This window comes from Gallaecimonas mangrovi, from assembly GCF_003367375.1.
In the GTDB taxonomy this organism is placed as follows: domain Bacteria; phylum Pseudomonadota; class Gammaproteobacteria; order Enterobacterales; family Gallaecimonadaceae; genus Gallaecimonas; species Gallaecimonas mangrovi.
The window spans coordinates 1,967,405-1,983,959 of sequence record NZ_CP031416.1; the positions used below are offsets into that span (position 1 = coordinate 1,967,405).

Annotated in this window: 14 protein-coding genes; 10 read left to right on the top strand and 4 right to left on the bottom strand. The window is 53.3% G+C overall.

Going from position 1 to position 16,555, the window contains the following annotated elements; all coding sequences use genetic code 11:
* The first annotated feature begins 61 nt into the window (after positions 1–61).
* From pabC to DW350_RS09460, 5 genes are read left to right on the top strand one after another with little or no spacing between them, the layout of a single operon-like run.
* Positions 62–823 carry an aminodeoxychorismate lyase gene (gene pabC / locus DW350_RS09440; protein ID WP_115718622.1) on the top strand — a complete coding sequence of 254 codons (762 nt, stop codon included), beginning with the start codon at positions 62–64 and terminating at the stop codon, positions 821–823.
* Positions 820–1,812, top strand: a complete 993-nt coding sequence (gene mltG / locus DW350_RS09445) for an endolytic transglycosylase MltG (protein WP_115718623.1) — start codon at positions 820–822, stop codon at positions 1,810–1,812. The genes pabC and mltG overlap by 4 nt, the downstream gene beginning before the upstream one ends.
* The gene (gene tmk, locus DW350_RS09450) at positions 1,809–2,441 is read left to right on the top strand and encodes a dTMP kinase (RefSeq protein WP_115718624.1); all 633 of its coding nucleotides are present in this window, start codon (positions 1,809–1,811) and stop codon (positions 2,439–2,441) included. The genes mltG and tmk overlap by 4 nt, the downstream gene beginning before the upstream one ends.
* Entirely contained in the window at positions 2,441–3,385 is a 945-nt protein-coding gene (gene holB, locus DW350_RS09455) for a DNA polymerase III subunit delta' (protein WP_115718625.1), read from the top strand. Before tmk ends, holB begins: the two co-directional genes overlap by 1 nt.
* Positions 3,375–4,157 (top strand): TatD family hydrolase, encoded by a 783-nt coding sequence (locus tag DW350_RS09460; RefSeq protein ID WP_115718626.1) that lies wholly within the window; start codon positions 3,375–3,377, stop codon positions 4,155–4,157. Before holB ends, DW350_RS09460 begins: the two co-directional genes overlap by 11 nt.
* A 31-nt stretch (positions 4,158–4,188) precedes the next feature.
* Here the strand turns inward: DW350_RS09460 and DW350_RS09465 are convergent, their stop codons facing one another.
* From DW350_RS09465 to DW350_RS09480, 4 genes are all read right to left on the bottom strand, one after another.
* Positions 4,189–4,740, bottom strand: a complete 552-nt coding sequence (locus tag DW350_RS09465) for a flavodoxin family protein (RefSeq protein WP_115718627.1) — start codon at positions 4,738–4,740, stop codon at positions 4,189–4,191.
* Between the two features lie 273 nt (positions 4,741–5,013).
* On the bottom strand, positions 5,014–6,372 hold the full coding sequence (gene rsmF / locus DW350_RS09470; RefSeq protein ID WP_336406991.1) for a 16S rRNA (cytosine(1407)-C(5))-methyltransferase RsmF: 1,359 nt from the start codon (positions 6,370–6,372) through the stop codon (positions 5,014–5,016).
* A 98-nt stretch (positions 6,373–6,470) separates the two neighbouring features.
* Positions 6,471–8,987, bottom strand: a complete 2,517-nt coding sequence (locus DW350_RS09475; RefSeq protein ID WP_115718629.1) for an MlaD family protein — start codon at positions 8,985–8,987, stop codon at positions 6,471–6,473.
* Positions 8,950–10,161 carry a paraquat-inducible protein A gene (locus DW350_RS09480; protein WP_192954868.1) on the bottom strand — a complete coding sequence of 404 codons (1,212 nt, stop codon included), beginning with the start codon at positions 10,159–10,161 and terminating at the stop codon, positions 8,950–8,952. The genes DW350_RS09475 and DW350_RS09480 overlap by 38 nt, the downstream gene beginning before the upstream one ends.
* 151 nt (positions 10,162–10,312) lie before the next feature.
* Between DW350_RS09480 and prpB the strand changes: the two genes are divergently transcribed.
* The 5 genes from prpB (at position 10,313) to DW350_RS09505 (ending at position 16,553) form a co-directional block, all read left to right on the top strand.
* On the top strand, positions 10,313–11,185 hold the full coding sequence (gene prpB / locus DW350_RS09485; RefSeq protein ID WP_115718631.1) for a methylisocitrate lyase: 873 nt from the start codon (positions 10,313–10,315) through the stop codon (positions 11,183–11,185).
* 10 nt (positions 11,186–11,195) lie between these two features.
* Positions 11,196–12,323, top strand: a complete 1,128-nt coding sequence (gene prpC, locus DW350_RS09490; protein WP_115718632.1) for a bifunctional 2-methylcitrate synthase/citrate synthase — start codon at positions 11,196–11,198, stop codon at positions 12,321–12,323.
* Between the two features lie 55 nt (positions 12,324–12,378).
* Positions 12,379–14,970: a Fe/S-dependent 2-methylisocitrate dehydratase AcnD gene (gene acnD, locus DW350_RS09495; protein ID WP_115718633.1), complete on the top strand. Its 2,592-nt coding sequence runs from the start codon at positions 12,379–12,381 to the stop codon at positions 14,968–14,970.
* A gap of 36 nt (positions 14,971–15,006) precedes the next feature.
* Positions 15,007–16,179, top strand: coding sequence for a 2-methylaconitate cis-trans isomerase PrpF (gene prpF, locus DW350_RS09500; protein ID WP_336406992.1), 1,173 nt, complete (start codon positions 15,007–15,009; stop codon positions 16,177–16,179).
* A gap of 125 nt (positions 16,180–16,304) precedes the next feature.
* A complete protein-coding gene (locus tag DW350_RS09505; RefSeq protein ID WP_115718635.1) occupies positions 16,305–16,553 on the top strand; it encodes a YebG family protein in 249 nt (82 codons plus the stop codon).
* Positions 16,554–16,555: the final 2 nt, after the last annotated feature.

The following is a 16,555-nucleotide window of genomic DNA, read 5'->3' on the forward strand; positions in this document are numbered from 1 at the left end:
GGTGTAACTCGATAAAAACGCCTGATAACCTAACGGCTTATCAGGCGTTTTTTATGGTTTTATGCTGAGCCAGACACCTTACCCAAGCCGGCTTCAGTACGGTGATGGGCATTTTACTACCGTTAAAGTGACTCAGGGCGCTGCTGTTAACTGGGCTGCCCATAAAGCGCGGCTCGATGAAGCCTGTGCGCGTTTAGCCATGGCACCGATAGACTGGCAGACGTTAGCGCCTGCGGTCTTTGCCAAAGCGAAAGCCTTAGGGGAAGGGGGCTTAAAAATACTGGTAGCCCGCGCCGCCGGTGGCCGCGGCTATAAGCCCGCAGCAGGGGCTAACGCCGTTTGGCTGAGCGACTTCCAAGAACCCGCCCATTATCCGCTTTGGCGAGAGCAAGGCATTGCGCTTAGCTTACTGCCTGTCACATTGGGCTCAAGCCCATTATTAGCCGGGCTCAAACATTGTAATCGTTTAGAGCAAGTGTTAGCGGCGCAAAGCCTTGAGGCGTTATCAGCTGATGAAGGCGTCTTGCTTGACGAGCAGGGGCAACTGGTGAGCGCTGTGTCAGCCAATATTTTCTGGTTTGAAGGCGATAAGCTTTTCACCCCTCGTCTTGAGCGCTGCGGTGTGGCTGGAACGCTGCGCGCCTTGGTTATCGACAAGGCAGAAGTCAATAAGGTCACCGCCGATTTTTCGCGACTATTGGCCGCCGATGAGATTTTTATCACCAACGCCCTGATGGGCATTGTGCCGGTTCGACAGCTCGAAGCGCGCACCTTTTCCGCTTTTCCCCGGACCCGCTTAACGATCGGTAACTTGCACTTATGAGAACACTGCTTTGGATCCTGGCGGCATTGATGGCTGCGCTGGTTGCGGGTATTGCCTTTGTAACATGGCAATACCGCCAAACCCTTGAGACACCCCTGCCATTAAGTAAAGCGCAGACCATTCATATCAAAGCCGGTACCAGTGCTTATCGGCTGGTACGCGAACTCCAAGAGAAGGGCTGGGTTAAAAGCCGTTGGCCTTACAAAGTCTTTGTAAAGCTGCACCCGGAGCTTGCCGACATCCGTGCCGGTTGCTACGCCGTTGAACCTGGTATGCGCCCTCAGCAGTTGCTGGCCAATGCTGCTGCCGGTAAAGAACAGACATTTTTGGCAACCTTGGTCGACGGCGAGAAATTCAGCCAGTGGCTGAGCTACCTGCAATCATTACCAGAGCTGCGTGCCGATAAACTGAGTAAACAGCAGCTTGCCGCCAAGCTCGGGGTCGATAACCCCGAAGGTTGGTTGATGCCAGATACCTACCAGTACCGCTGCGGCGATGATGCCTTGTCAATTCTTACCCAGGCCCATGACGCCATGACCGCCTATTTGGCCACCGTCTGGCCCAAGCGGGAAGATGGCTTGCCGTTTGAGGACAGCTATCAGGCGCTGATCATGGCCTCAATTGTGGAAAAGGAAACCGCTGCGCCCAAAGAACGGCCGCTTATCGCTTCGGTCTTCATTAATCGTTTGCAAAAGGGCATGCGGCTACAAACCGACCCAACGGTGATTTATGGCCTGGGAGACAAGTACGACGGCAACATTACCCGCGCTGACTTAAAGACGCCAACCCCGTACAATACCTATGTCATTAAAGGGTTGCCGCCAACACCCATTGCGATGCCGTCACGGGCTTCTATCGATGCGGTTTTGCACCCCGATAGCGCAGATTATTTGTATTTTGTCGCTAAGGGCGACGGTACCCACGTATTTTCCAAAACGCTTCGCGAGCATATTAACGCCGTGAACCGTTATCAAAGAGGCCATAAATGACCCTTAAAGCTCCTGGATTTGTGGTGATAGAAGGCCTGGAAGGGGCAGGGAAATCGACAGCGGTTGCCCGGGTAAGGGCCTTTATTGAAAGCCGGGGCGGCCAGGTGGTGCAAACTCGCGAGCCCGGCGGCACGCCGCTCGCCGAGAAAATGCGGGACCTGGTTAAAAATATTCATGACGAGCCTTTAACACCGCAAGCAGAATTGTTGTTGATGTATGCGGCTCGGGTGCAACTGGTTGAAAATGTAATAAAACCCGCCCTTAAAAGCGGTGCTTGGGTTGTTGGTGACCGCCATGACCTGTCCAGCAGGGCTTACCAAGGTGGTGGCCGCCAGATTGACAGCGCCTTGATAGACAATATTCGCCACGCGGTGTTGGGCGACTTTGCACCGATGCTAACGCTTTATCTGGATATTGACCCAAAGCTTGGTTTGGAGCGCGCCCGTGCGCGCGGCGAGCTGGACCGTATTGAGCTTGAGCAACTGAGCTTTTTTGAACGCACTCGCGACTGCTACTTGGCCATTGCCAAGACCGACAGCCGCATTGTTATCATCGATGCCAGCCAGTCTCTTGCCCAGGTTCACGCCGATATTGATGCCGCCTTAGTGCAGCATTTGGAGTGCCATTGATGCTGCCTTGGCTAACCCCGTATTTGGACCGCTTTGCAAAATGGCAAGCCCATGGACGACTGGCGCATGCGTATTTGCTCACCGGACCTAACGGCGTTGGTAAAGGACAGTTGGCTGATGTATTGGCGCAACATTTGTTGTGTAAGAACGGTGTGGCCTGTGGCCAGTGTCACAGCTGCCAGTTGTTTGCCGCTGGCACCCATCCTGATTTTCATCGCGTTGTCCCGGAAAAAGGCGCCATTCGCGTGGATGCTATTCGGGCCCTGATTGGCCCTGTGTATGGCGCTGCATTAATGGGCGGCGCCAAAGTGGTGGTAATGAATGAGGCCGATGCCCTAAACATTAACGCCGCTAACGCCTTGCTGAAATCTCTAGAAGAGCCGCCCGATAACACCTTTTGGCTGCTAACCAGCAGCCAGCCAGGGCAGCTATTGCCGACGATTCTATCGCGTTGTCAAAAACTGCATATTGCCGCGCCAGAGCAGTCTTTAGCACTGGCATGGCTTGAAGGGCAGGATATTAAAGCCTCGGTTGCGCTGCTTAATCGTTTTCATGGTGCGCCGTTAGCCGTTAGCCAAGCATTAGCCGCAGGTTATCTTGAGAAAGTGGGCAAACTGCAAACTGACCTGGTGGCATTGGAAACACGCCGCTTGTACCCGGAAACCTTTGCTGACCGCTGGCACAAAGAGGCTTTGTTTTGTTTGGATGAGCTGGCGCACCGGTTGTTGGATCAGGCGCGTTTGGCCAATGGCCTTGCGCCTCTGTATCATGAGCGGCTTGATCGCCAGGAGCGACTCAGTGGTTCGGCCCTAACGCGGCTCTGGCAAGCGGTGTTGGGGCAGCGAAAGTTGTTGTCTGAGCAGCCCGCCCTTAATGGCAAATGGTTGCTGATGGACATTGCCTGGCAGTTGTTAGACGGAAGGAGTGAAAACCTTGTTGGTTGATTCCCATTGCCACCTCGAACGCCTGAAATTAGAGGGCGATGACACCTTAGCCGCCGCCCTTGAGCGTGCTAAAGCGCGCGGTGTTGAGCAGTTTTTATGTGTCTGCGTTACCTTGGAAAACTTTCCAAAGATGATGGCGGCCATTAACGATTTTGATTTTGTTGCCGCCAGTTGCGGTGTGCATCCTTTGGACCAAAAGGAAGCGCAAGACTTAAACGACCTCTATGCGTTGTCTGGGGATCCCAAAGTCGTTGCCATTGGTGAAACCGGTTTGGACTATCACTACGCGCCGGAAACGGCAGAGGTGCAAAAGTCGTCGTTTCGCCATCATATTCAGGTGGCTCGTCAGCGCCAATTACCGCTCATTATTCACACCCGCGCCGCCAAGGAAGACACCTTAGCCATTTTGCGAGAAGAACAAGCGCAAGAAGTGGCGGGGGTATTGCACTGCTTTACCGAAGATTTAGATATGGCCGAGCAGGCCATTGAGCTGGGCTTTTATATTTCGATTTCCGGTATCGTGACCTTCCGTAATGCCGAAGCGCTGCGCGAAACGGTAAAAGCGCTGCCCTTGGAGAGATTACTGGTGGAAACCGACAGCCCTTACTTGGCGCCGGTACCCCATCGCGGTAAATCCAACGAGCCGCAATATGTGCGAGAGGTGGCAGAGTTTGTGGCAGAGCTAAAAGGCATCAGTGTTGAAGAGCTCGCGGCAATCACCACGGCTAATTTTTATCGCTGTTTCCCCAAAGCTGCGGCACTCTTTCAATAAAATAAAAAAGGCGCCAATGGCGCCTTTTTTATCAAGCAAATTTGGCCGTGATGTCGGCAACCCGTTTGCCGTATTGGCTTGCGGTTTTAATGTCGCCACTGGGAATAACCTCGGCGCCGGCATCTGCCGGGGATTGCACCAACACCCCTACAGAGCCACCTAAATTGTTGATGTCTTCGCGCGTAGAGGCTTGGGTATTGGCGGGTAAAAGGCCAAGACTCACCCAGATACCGCCATGTTGACTGGCCAGCACCTGTAAATAATTGAGCGTCGACTGCTTATCGCCGTTGAGGCTGGCACTGTTGGTAAAGCCGCCAAAGATTTTGTCTTTCCAGCTTTGTTTCATCCAGGCCTTGGATGTGGCATCGGCAAATTTTTTAAATTGCCAGCTAGGACCGCCCATGTAGGTTGGGGTACCGAAAATAATAGCGTCGGAGTCATCAAGGGTTTGCCAGTCGCTATCGCTTAACTCACCCTCAGCACTGATGGCAATCAGCTTGGCACCAGCCCCTTCGGCAACGGCTTCGGCAACCCGCTGCGTGTGACCATAACCAGAATGATAAACCACTGTTACTTGAGCCATATTTCAATCCTTTTGCTCGATGGAGAGCTTACATCCTAAGAAATTACTCAGGCTTTGCTAAAGGCTTTTTGCTGTTCAGTAAGGGACAGTTAAAAGAAGCCCGAAACGAGATCCTTGTTTCGGGCTTAGGGGAATGGCTCTCGGTGAGAGCCGTGCGCTAATTAACAACGGGAACGGTGTGCATAAAGTGTGCAAAACCTGTGTTTTAGGTTAGAACAGGTCGTTGTATTTTGCCTAATCTTCCCCTGGTTTATTCAGCTTGCTTTTGGGGTTCTATTTCAAAACCACTTGATCTTTAACCAATTCCCTCGGTAAACGATTCTTCAGTTTTTGCTTTACCACCTTCACGCTACCCAGTGGATAACCGTCAAGGGCCACCAACTGTTCGCCTGTAGCCGAGGTATCAAAAGACAGATCCCGGCCTTTTAGGTATTCGGTTGCTTGTTCTAAAGATAACGCCAGTGGCTGACAGTGCCTGCCAAAGGCCTGAATAAAGTCTTGATGCAGTTTCCATTCCTTACCGGCTGGCTCGGCAATGCGAATACCGATGCGGTCCATCCGAAAACGGCCAATGAGATCTTCGCCTGCAACGGGGAAGTGCCAGAAGCCGCCGTCACGCATCCAAAGATTAAGTGGCTCATCAAAGCCAAACTGCCTTTTTAGGTAGTTACACAAATCGGCTGCTTGGCGCTTACTGGCTTTCTGGTAGGGAAATTGGCCGAGCTTAAAGGTAGGGCTTGGCGCCGAAACCGCTTGGGTTTTGCGAATTGCAGCGACAAAAAAACCTTCGGAGTCAAAGATCTGTGGCCAAATATGTAGATAACCCTGCTCGGTAAGGGCTCTATCGGCACCATCAAAAAGACCGCTGAGGGAGATTGTTTCAACCGCATCGGGGTAGCGTGATAGCAAGCTGGTCAGCACGTCTTGGTTTTCTTGCTGATTCAGCGTGCAGGTGGAATACACCAAGACCCCACCGACTTTCAGTGCTTGAAAGGCCGACACCAGCATTTCTTGCTGCAAGGCACTGACTTCATCAATGTGCTGCCAAGACCAGTTCTTTAACGCATCAGGGTCTTTGCGGATAGTGCCTTCGCCGCCACAGGGCGCGTCCAACAAAATGGCATCAAAGGTGTCGGTAAGCGCCGCCCCAAACACCCGGCCATCAAAATGGCTAAGGGCAACATTGGCAACCCCCAGGCGTTGTAAGTTAGCGGCCATCGATTTTAGCCTTGAAGAAGACAACTCATTGGCCACCAGTACGCCATGGTTTGCCATGAGCGCCGAAAGCTGTGTGGTTTTGGAGCCGGGTGCGGCGGCCATATCTAAAACCGTGGTTGGCATGTCTGTCATCAGGTGCCAGAGCGCCTGTGGCGGTAGCATCGATGACGCCTCTTGCACGTAGAAAAGCCCCAGCAAATGCTCGGTTTCATTGCCAAGCATCACGCTTTCGTCTTCCCGCTCTATCCAAAATCCGGCGCTGCACCACGGAATGGCTTGAAGGTGCCAGCCTTTGGCTGTCATGCGCTCAACAAAGTCTGTAACGCTGATTTTTAGGGTATTGACGCGAATAGCCTTGCGCAGTGGTGTTTGGCATGCGGCTTTGAAATCGTCGCGTGACAAAGACGCCGGCATAATTGCGTCCATGGCGGCAAGGAATGCGTCGGGGAGGTAAGCCTTGTTGTGCACGTTATTTCTCGGGCCAAATTCAGGCCCGAGAGTTTAACAAAGCCTCAGCCCGCAGGCACAGCACTTGGTGCCCAATGCTGCCAATCTTTGGGCGCCACGTCGGACAAGGGTAGGGGGCCGGTTACGGTTTTTCCTGCGCCTTTGGTGGCAAATTGCACGCCGCCTTGGGCAATGCTTTGCAAGGTATCAGATTTCAGCTTTAAACCGTCGAAAAGGCCAAAACTGGCGTTAAATCCGGCTTTTACCCAAAACTGACTGCTACTGGATACCCAATGTGCAGCTTCGTTGTTGATAGCCACTTTGACATATACCCCTTTACCTGACGGCATCAAGCTAAGGCTAAGAATTTCACCTACCGGCAAATCGCGATACCAAACCGGCGCACCAACACTGAGGCCATAGCCTCTTGAGGCGGCCAGGGTGAATTCTTGGTGGGGATAAAGTGTTGGCGACAGGCTGAAATGGTCTTGTAGCGGCGAGGCTTTATCGCCAGGTACTGCGGCAATGTAGGGCGCGATCACCGCATCAAGGTGTTTGATGCCAGCGATAGAGATCTCTGGGGTAACTAAGCTAAAGGCGCTGCCCTGGCGGGCAAAGCGTTGGCCCAGTTCGCCGTCAAAACGCAGTGTTAGCAAGCGATACTGGCCGCTGTCTTTAAGCGACACCACCTTGCCAATGGGATTGCCAAAATATTTAACCATTATGCCTGGCTGTACATCGCTATCGAGCGGCACCTTTAAGGTTACCTCTGGGCCAACCGCCAAAGCGCTTTGGCGGTTACTAAAAAGCAGGCGGCTGCTTTTAGCGTCGGCGGTGTTTGCTTGCACCATTTCGATACTACCGGCCACGGCTGAGGCCAAATCGGCCACTTTCATGTGTATGCCGCGAAGATCTGCTTTTAAATCCAGTGGCGGCTTCCAATAAAAACGGCTAAGTGGCGATACCGCTAAATCTTTGCGTATCTCAACGGTGATAACGGCCTTTTGCCCGCCTTTGGCCAAGGTGCTGCTAACCACTTTGCCAACCGTAAAACCATGCTGATGAATTGGCGTATCCGCGGGCAGAGAGCGGGGCGGCGACGCGCTGAGCGTAACGGTTTGCATTAACGCTTGTTGCTGCGGGTCCAGCTGAAATTGGCTGTTATAAGGGGCAGCAGCGCCGGTGCCCGGCGTTAAGGCAATAGCGCCTTGCCACCATGTTTCAAGGGGCGCGGTTTTAAGCTGCAGGTGCTGAAAACTGGCATCAACCTGTAACGGTTCAGTCGAGTGAAATTGGCTATTTTTATGAATAAAATGGCGGTAATCCCCTTCAATACTGACTTCGGCGATAGCTTGCTCACCTTGCAGCGTAGAATAAATCACTTCGCCTACTGTAAAGCCTTTGTACTGAATCGGGGTGCCGTCAGCGAGCTTTTTAGCGCTGACTAACCGTAATAAAAGCTCGCTGTCATGGGGGCCCGGCAGTGGCGGCTGCTCATGCAATTGATGGCGGCCATCAACGCCCTGCAGCAAACGAATATAACGTGGGTGCAGTAGGGTGGTGGCATCAAGATTTTTTAGTGACCGCTGGGCAATCCAGGCATAAAAAGGGTTAATCGGCTCTTCATTAAAACCAAGCAAAACGCCGGAGTCATTACTGTCAACGACTTCGCCAATCACATGCTGGCGGGCAATGATCGGAGTGCCTTTGGGTAAAAAAGTGGGGGTTGCTAAGGTCAGGTGAACTTGATGTGAGAAGCGCCGCTCTTTATCCAGCACATAACGTTGCCCGTATTTGGCCGGCGGCGAGTCATCCGGTGAGTCCATTTGCAAACCGCCGGTGAGCATGGAAACAAGACCGCCAGCATCAAGCTTAATACCGGAAAGGTCGGCTTTAACCTTAATGCCCGAGACATCTTTAAAGTGGCTGTCTCGCTTGACCAAGTCGGCGTAGTTTTTATCAAAGGTGAGTTGCAATATGACCGCATCGCCGCCTTTGTCCAGCCGGTAACTGTGCACTTGGCCAATGGGCACCTTGCGGTAATAAATGGGAGAACCTTCGGTTAAGGTGCCAAGGTTGTGCAGCGCCAGCTCAACCATAAACATGCCTTCTGGCACCGGCTCCGGTGGTGGCGTGCGCCGCGCCACAAAATCGCGCTTTGGCTTACCCGTGCCGGGCAACATGGCGATGTAATTACCTGACAGCAACGTATCTAAACCGGAAACACCCAACAAACTGGCGGTGGGTTTAACCAGCCAAAATTGAGTGTGGTCTTTAAGCAGCGGTTCTAAATCGCGCATGGCGCTGATGTGGGCAGTAAATTCGCCCGATTTAGCGTTAAAGCTCAGGTGGCTGACCACCCCGACTTTAAAGCCCTGGTAGCGCAGTTCCGTTTTACCTGGCACCAAGCCTTTCGCTTCAGGAAATGTCAGAGTTAACAGTAACCCCCTTTCAACAAACTGCTGGTAAATCAAATAGCTGGCTAGAGCAATGGCCAAGAAGGGCACCACCCACACCAACGAAAGCCGTCTTACCCTGCGGATCTCAGGCTGGTCCATCACTTTGACGACGGTTTTTTTCATCTTGTATCCATAACCAACGAGTATCAAAGCGCATGGTCACCAACATGGTTAACACCACGACCAGCGCAAAGGGGGTGGCCGCAGGGCCAACTTGAAAACGCGACAGCACACCTTGGTCAACAAGGGTAACCATAATGGCGATCACAAAGATATCCAGCATCGACCAACGGCCAATGAAATGCACTAGCTTAAACAGCTTTTGTGCTCTTTTCGGCGACAATTGCGAACCTTTTGACCAAAAGAGAATAGTGCCCATCAGCAAAATTTTACCGACCGGCACCACAATCGACGCCACAAAAACCACCAGTGCAATACCGGCATTACCTGAATTGCTTAACGCCAGTACCCCGGAAAAAATGGTATCGGCTTCGGTAGAGCCAAAAGAGGTGGTGTAACTGATGGGCAGTAAGTTTGCTGGCAGCAACAACACAGCCGAAGCTATCAGCAAGGTCCAACAAAAACGCCGCCCTTGTATTGGCCGGCTTTCCAGTTGCCGATGACAGCGCCAGCAATGCTGGGCTGAAGGCACGTTCATGGCATAGCAATGCACACAGCAGCGCAACCCCTTGGCGTTATGGCTTACCGGTTGCTCTGCAATGCGTTGCCAAAGCAGCACCGGGCGAATGCCTTGCAGCAATGCCGCCATCGCCAATTGCCCCAATACCAAACACCACATGCCCGCTTTGAGTTGTAAATCGCCAAAATCTCCCAGCTTGACCATCGACACGCAAAGCCCCACCAATAAGATGTCGAGCATGCACCACTCTTTGAAATACCTCAGCGCCACAAGGCTTTGGCGGCACATGTAGCTATCAGGGGCAAAAAGCACGAACAGCAACAAAAACGACATCAGTAGTGGTATCGCCAGGGCCGTTAAAAACACCAAGATGGATGGCAACCACTGGCCTTGTTGGGCGAGGGCAACTATGCCTTTAAGCAAGGTGGCATCACTGCGAATACCAAACACGCTAAAACTCAGCAAAGGGAGGAACAATACCCCCAAGGTGCCGGTTGCCAACGCCATGGCCAAACCAACCATGGAACGGGTTTTAAAGTGGCGCCCCTCGGCTATCACGCCGCCGCAGCGCGGGCACCAGGCGTTGTGGGTGGTATCAACCACACAGCCTGTCATATGCAGCTGGCAGAAAGGGCAAATCAGTTGCGGTTCGCTCATGGGCCCGGCCTGGAAAGAAACCATTCTATGCTATCTGCCGGTACCGGTGGCGGCAAGGTTCGGGATCCCGCTTTAGCAAATGGATTTTATGTTGACGTTAACGTAAAGGTGGATTTAGTCTAAAAACACTCATTCCCAAACGAGGTTTGTTATGTCTCAGGGACGCCAATTTCGTGACTTGGTTGCCAGCGCGCAACCGCTGCAAATTGCCGGCACCATTAACGCCTATATGGCGCTTATGGCTAAGGCCGCTGGCTTTAAAGCCCTTTATCTTTCTGGTGGCGGTGTGGCTAACGCCAGTTTTGGCCTGCCCGATTTAGCCATTACCACCATGAATGATGTGGCTGCCGATGCCGAGCGCATCACTGGCGCTGTCGATCTGCCGTTGTTGGTTGACATCGATGTGGGCTGGGGCGGCGCTTTTAATATTGCCCGCACCATTAAAGCCATGGAACAAGCCGGCGTTGCGGCAGTACACATGGAAGACCAAGTGGCGCAAAAGCGCTGCGGCCATCGGCCCAATAAAGAAATTGTATCTATCCAGGAAATGCAAGACCGCATTAAAGCGGCGGTAGATGCCAGACGAGACAGCGGCTTTGTGGTGATGGCCCGTACCGACGCCTTGGCTGTTGAAGGGCTAGAAGGTGCCATTGAAAGAGCTGCAGCTTATGCCGAGGCAGGCGCCGACATGATTTTTGCCGAAGCTATGACCGATTTAAGCCACTATGACCGCATTAAAGCCGCTTGCGGTGTGCCGGTGCTGGCTAATATGACCGAGTTTGGTCAAACCGAGCTTTACCACAAGCAGCAGCTGGCCGAGCACGGTGTGGATATGGTCCTCTACCCGCTGTCCGCTTTTCGCGCCGCCAACGCTGCGGCCATGAAAGTCTTTGAAGCCATTTTGCGAGATGGCCACCAAAACGCGGTGCTCGACAGCATGCAAACCCGCAACGAACTCTACGACTTCCTTAACTATCACCAATACGAGCAAAAGCTCGACGCCCTTTTCGCCAAAGACAAATAAGGACGCCATCATGGTTGAAAAAACACTGACTGGCGCTGGCCTTCGTGGCCAGGTTGCCGGGCAAACCAGTATCTGCACCGTTGGCAGCCAAGGCAATGGCCTACATTACCGTGGCTATGACATCGAGGAGCTGGCCGATAAAGCCAGTTTTGAAGAGGTTGCATTCTTGCTGCTACGCGGCGAATTGCCTAACGAGGCTGAGCTTAGCCAATACCGGCAAAAGCTAAGAGAGCGTCGCAAACTCCCTGATGATTTGTGTGCGGTATTGGAAAAGTTGCCTGCCAACAGCCACCCCATGGACGTGTTGCGCAGTGGCTGCTCGGTGCTAGGTAATCTGGAACAAGAAACCGACTTTGCCAAGCAAATGGATGTGGCTGACCGGCTGTTGGCGGCTTTCCCTGGCATCATTTGCTACTGGTACCAGTTTGCTCACAACGGCCGGCGCATTGATACCGAATCCAATAGTGACTCCATTGGTGGCCACTTTTTACATCTTTTGCATGGCAAAGCGCCCAGTAAACTGTTTGAAAAAGTGATGAACGTGTCGCTTATTTTGTATGCAGAACACGAGTTTAACGCCTCTACCTTTACCGCCAGAGTCTGCGCGTCCACCTTGTCTGACATGCATTCGTGTGTCACTGCCGCTATTGGCTCGCTGCGTGGTCCCTTACATGGCGGCGCCAACGAGGCGGCGATGGCGATGATTGAAAACTGGCGTAGTGAAGAAGAAGCCCTAACCAAGCTTAAAGCCAAGCTCGATGCCAAAGAAAAGGTCATGGGCTTTGGCCACGCCATTTATCGCACCCGGGATCCGCGCAATGCGGTTATTAAGTATTGGTCAAAAGAATTGGCGAAGGCTTATGGTGATGACTGCCTCTACCGGGTATCCGAAGCGGTAGAAAGCTTTATGTGGGAGCAGAAAAAACTGTTCCCAAACGCTGACTTTTTCCATGCTAGTGCTTACCACTTTATGGGCATTCCCACCGCGCTTTTTACACCCATCTTTGTGTGCTCAAGGGTGTCGGGCTGGGCCGCCCATGTGATGGAGCAGCGGGCCAATAACCGCATTATTCGCCCCTCGGCCGACTACACAGGTCCTGCCGCCAGAGCCTTTATTCCCTTGGTCGAACGGCCCTGAACAAGTGGCCCTTCGGGGCCATTTTGCCATTCAACAATGAACATGAGTTCTCGCTATGAACAGTCAATATCGCACGCGCTTGCCCGGTAGCCAGCTTGATTATTTTGATGCCCGCGCGGCCGTTGAAGCCATTGCCCCTGGCCGGTTTGAAACCTTGCCTTATACGGCCAGAGTGCTTGTTGAAAACGTTGTGCGCCGGGCCAATCCAGAGCAGCGCGATGACTATCTTCGCCAGTTTGTTGAGCAAAAAAACGACCTCGACTTTCCCTGGTTTCCGGCGCGGGTGGTTTGCCACGATATTTTGGGTCAAACCGCATTGGTTGATTTAGCCGGGCTGCGTGAAGCCATTGCCAAACAAGGTGGCGATCCTGCCAAGGTTAACCCGGTGGTACCCACCCAACTGATAGTTGACCACTCCTTGGCCGTTGAGCACGGCGGTTTTGAAAAGGACGCTTTTGAAAAAAATCGCGCCATTGAAGACAGACGCAACGAAGACCGTTTCCACTTTATTAACTGGACCCGCCAGGCCTTTGAAAACGTCGAGGTAATTCCGCCGGGTAACGGCATCATGCACCAGATCAATCTCGAAAAAATGTCGCCGGTGGTGCAGGTAAAAGATGGCGTGGCCTTTGCTGATACCTTGGTTGGCACCGACAGCCACACCCCTCATGTTGATGCCCTCGGGGTTTTGGCGGTTGGAGTAGGGGGTTTGGAAGCAGAAAGTGTCATGCTGGGCCGAGCATCCTGGATGCGCTTGCCTGACATGGTGGGGGTGGAGCTTACCGGCAAACCTGCACCGGGCATTAGCGCCACCGATATCGTGCTGGCCATTACCGAGTTTTTACGGGCCGAAAAGGTGGTCGGTGCCTATTTGGAGTTCTTCGGTGCCGGCGCCGAGCAGCTTACGGTGGGTGATAGAGCCACTATTTCTAATATGACGCCTGAATACGGTGCCACGGCAGCGCTGTTTTATATCGACCAGCAAACCCTTGATTACCTGCGCCTCACCGGCCGGGAAGAACAGCAAGTGGCCTTAGTTGAGTGTTACGCCAAAGCCAGTGGCCTTTGGGCGAGCGACCTTAAAAAGGCGCAGTACCCTCGTACCTTGCGGTTTGATTTAGCCGCGGTGACACGCAATATCGCAGGCCCCTCTAATCCGCATAAAAGGGTAGCGGTGGCTGACCTGGCGGCAAGCGGCATTGCCGGCCCTTGGCAACAACGGCCTGGCAAAATGCCAGATGGCGCTGTCATCATTGCCGCCATTACCAGCTGCACTAATACCTCAAACCCGCGCAATGTGATTGCTGCCGGGCTCTTGGCAAGAAACGCCGTAAAGGCAGGGTTGGCGCGCCAGCCCTGGGTTAAAACGTCGCTGGCCCCCGGCTCTAAAACGGTCGAGCTCTACTTAAAAGAAGCCGGTTTACTCACTTACTTGCAGCAGCTGGGTTTTGGCGTGGTTGGCTTTGCCTGTACCACCTGCAATGGCATGAGTGGCGCCTTAGATCCGGCTATTGAAAAAGAACTGCTTGAGCGCGATTTATATGCCACGGCAGTGTTGTCGGGTAACCGCAACTTTGATGGCCGTATTCACCCCTACGCCAAGCAAGCCTTTTTAGCGTCGCCACCTTTGGTTGTGGCTTATGCCATCGCCGGTACCATTCGCTTTGATATCGAAAAAGATGTGCTTGGCACCACCGTAGATGGCAAGGCGATACGGCTTAGCGACCTTTGGCCTGATGACGCAGAAATCGACGCCATCATCAAAGCCAGTGTAAAGCCAGAACACTATCAAGCTGTTTACCAGCCGATGTTTGACGTGAAAGTCGATTACGCAAAAACAGTAACGCCACTGTACCCTTGGCGGCCACAAAGTACCTACATTCGCTGCCCACCCTATTGGCAAGGCGCATTGGCCAGCCCCCGTACCCTAACCGGCATGCGGCCCTTAGCAGTGCTTGGCGACAATATCACCACCGATCACCTGTCGCCGTCCAATGCCATCATGGCCAGCAGCGCTGCCGGCCAGTACCTGGCGAAAATGGGGTTGCAAGAAGCCGATTTTAACTCTTACGCCACACACCGGGGCGACCACCTCACCGCCCAACGCGCCACTTTTGCCAACCCCAAACTCATCAATGAAATGGCCATCGTCGATGGTAAGGTGCAACAAGGCTCGCTGACCCGCCTAGAGCCGGAAGGCAAAGTCATGCGGATGTGGGAAGCCATTGAATGTTATATGGCGAGGCGGCAGCCGCTGTGCATTATCGCCGGTGCTGACTATGGCCAGGGCTCAAGCCGGGACTGGGCGGCCAAAGGTGTTCGCCTGGCCGGGGTTGAGGTTATTGTTGCTGAGGGTTTTGAACGTATCCATCGCACTAACCTGATTGGTATGGGGGTGTTGCCGCTGGAGTTTATGCCCGGTACCACCAGGCTCACCTTACAGCTTGATGGCAGTGAAACCTATGATGTCGATGGTGAGCCAATCCCTGGTGCAGTACTGCAATTAAATGTTCACCGCCAACAGGGCGAAACCCTGGCAGTGCCGGTGCGTTGCCGCCTTGACACCCGTGAGGAGCTGTCTATTTACGAGGCGGGCGGTGTGTTGCAACGTTTTGCCCAAGACTTTTTAAGTGCCGCTAATGGTTAATCCTCACTTGGCAAAGCGGCATTATGGAGTGAAGTGATGTTCAAGCCACAGCTTAAGATCCCGGCTACTTATATGCGCGGCGGCACCTCTAAAGGGGTATTTTTTCGGTTGGAAGATTTACCCCTGGCCGCCCAAAAACCGGGGCCAGCACGCGATGCGCTGCTACTAAGAGTGCTAGGCAGCCCCGACCCTTACGGTAAGCAAATTGATGGTATGGGGAATGCCAGTTCCAGCACGTCAAAGGCGGTTATTGTCAGTAAAAGCCACCGCCCAGGCCACCAGTTAGATTACCTTTTTGGCCAAGTCAGCATTGATAAGCCCTTTGTTGATTGGAGCGGTAACTGCGGTAATTTATCGGCAGCGGTGGGCGCTTTTGGCATTCATGCCGGGCTTATCGCCCCCCAACTATTGCCGCAAAATGGCCACGTCGATATTCATATCTGGCAGCAAAACATTGAAAAAACACTGATAAACCGCGTTGCCATTAGCCAGGGCGCGGTGCAGGAAACCGGCGACTTTGAACTTGACGGTGTGACCTTTGCCGCCGCAGAAGTGCCGGTAACCTTTGTTGAACCGGCGGCAGATGGCGACTTGTTTCCTACCGGCAATGTCATTGACCGGCTTGAGGTGCCCGGTGAAGGGCACTTTGCTGCCACCTTAATTAACGCCGGCATTCCCACCGTTTTTCTGCGTGCGGGCGACCTTGGCTACCAGGGAACCGAGCTGCAAGAGGCGATTAACGGCGATGAACAGGCGCTGGCGCGTTTCGAGCGTATTCGCGCTTATGCGGCGCTGAAAATGGGCCTTATTGATAGCCTTGACCAAGCCGCGTTACGCCAGCACACCCCTAAAATTGCCTATGTGGCGCCGCCGCAAGACTACCGGTCGGCCGCTGGAAAAACCATTTTGGCGGCCGACACCGATCTGCTGGTGCGAGCCCTTTCCATGGGGAAATTGCACCACGCCATGATGGGCACCGCCGCTGTTGCTATTGCTACGGCGGCGGCCATTCCTGGCACTTTGGTCAGCGAAGCGGCTGGCAAGGCCACACCGTTGGTACGTTTTGGTCACCCCTCAGGCACCTTGCAAGTCGGTGCAACGGCGCAGCAAGGCCCAGACGGGCAATGGCAAGTGATGGCTGTTCGTATGAGCCGTAGCGCCCGCATTTTAATGGAAGGCTGGGTGCGGGTGCCGGAAGATTGTTTCTAGGCCCCCTTTAGTCACAGAACATTCAGAAAGCTCTGTAATACTGACTTTTCCATCTCCTTGACGTGATGACGTCAGCCTTCTTATGCGCTACTGTATGCGCGTACAGTAAAATCAGGAGTCGCTAAATGGCTGTCGTTATTCAATACGTTGTTGTCCGCAAGGGGATAGAGAAAATGACCTTCACCAGTAAGCAGGAAGCCGATGCCTACGACAAATTGCTCGATAGCGCCGACTTGCTTGCCGATTTACTGGAACAAGGGCCTGTTACGCTTAACGAGGAAGACCGGGAACAACTGGGTTTGTACCTGGCGACCCACAAAGACGACGTGCTGGCAGCCATGAAAGGGAAAACGATGGCTGCCAAGAAAAAATAGGA

Coding starts and splice junctions, on each gene's coding strand:
- pabC (WP_115718622.1), top strand. CDS start 62: ATGCTGAGCCAGACACCTTACCCAAGCCGGCTTCAGTACGGTGATGGG.
- mltG (WP_115718623.1), top strand. CDS start 820: ATGAGAACACTGCTTTGGATCCTGGCGGCATTGATGGCTGCGCTGGTT.
- tmk (WP_115718624.1), top strand. CDS start 1,809: ATGACCCTTAAAGCTCCTGGATTTGTGGTGATAGAAGGCCTGGAAGGG.
- holB (WP_115718625.1), top strand. CDS start 2,441: ATGCTGCCTTGGCTAACCCCGTATTTGGACCGCTTTGCAAAATGGCAA.
- DW350_RS09465 (WP_115718627.1), bottom strand. CDS start 4,740: ATGGCTCAAGTAACAGTGGTTTATCATTCTGGTTATGGTCACACGCAG.
- rsmF (WP_336406991.1), bottom strand. CDS start 6,372: ATGCCGGCGTCTTTGTCACGCGACGATTTCAAAGCCGCATGCCAAACA.
- DW350_RS09475 (WP_115718629.1), bottom strand. CDS start 8,987: ATGAAAAAAACCGTCGTCAAAGTGATGGACCAGCCTGAGATCCGCAGG.
- DW350_RS09480 (WP_192954868.1), bottom strand. CDS start 10,161: ATGAGCGAACCGCAACTGATTTGCCCTTTCTGCCAGCTGCATATGACA.
- prpB (WP_115718631.1), top strand. CDS start 10,313: ATGTCTCAGGGACGCCAATTTCGTGACTTGGTTGCCAGCGCGCAACCG.
- prpC (WP_115718632.1), top strand. CDS start 11,196: ATGGTTGAAAAAACACTGACTGGCGCTGGCCTTCGTGGCCAGGTTGCC.
- acnD (WP_115718633.1), top strand. CDS start 12,379: ATGAACAGTCAATATCGCACGCGCTTGCCCGGTAGCCAGCTTGATTAT.
- prpF (WP_336406992.1), top strand. CDS start 15,007: ATGTTCAAGCCACAGCTTAAGATCCCGGCTACTTATATGCGCGGCGGC.
- DW350_RS09505 (WP_115718635.1), top strand. CDS start 16,305: ATGGCTGTCGTTATTCAATACGTTGTTGTCCGCAAGGGGATAGAGAAA.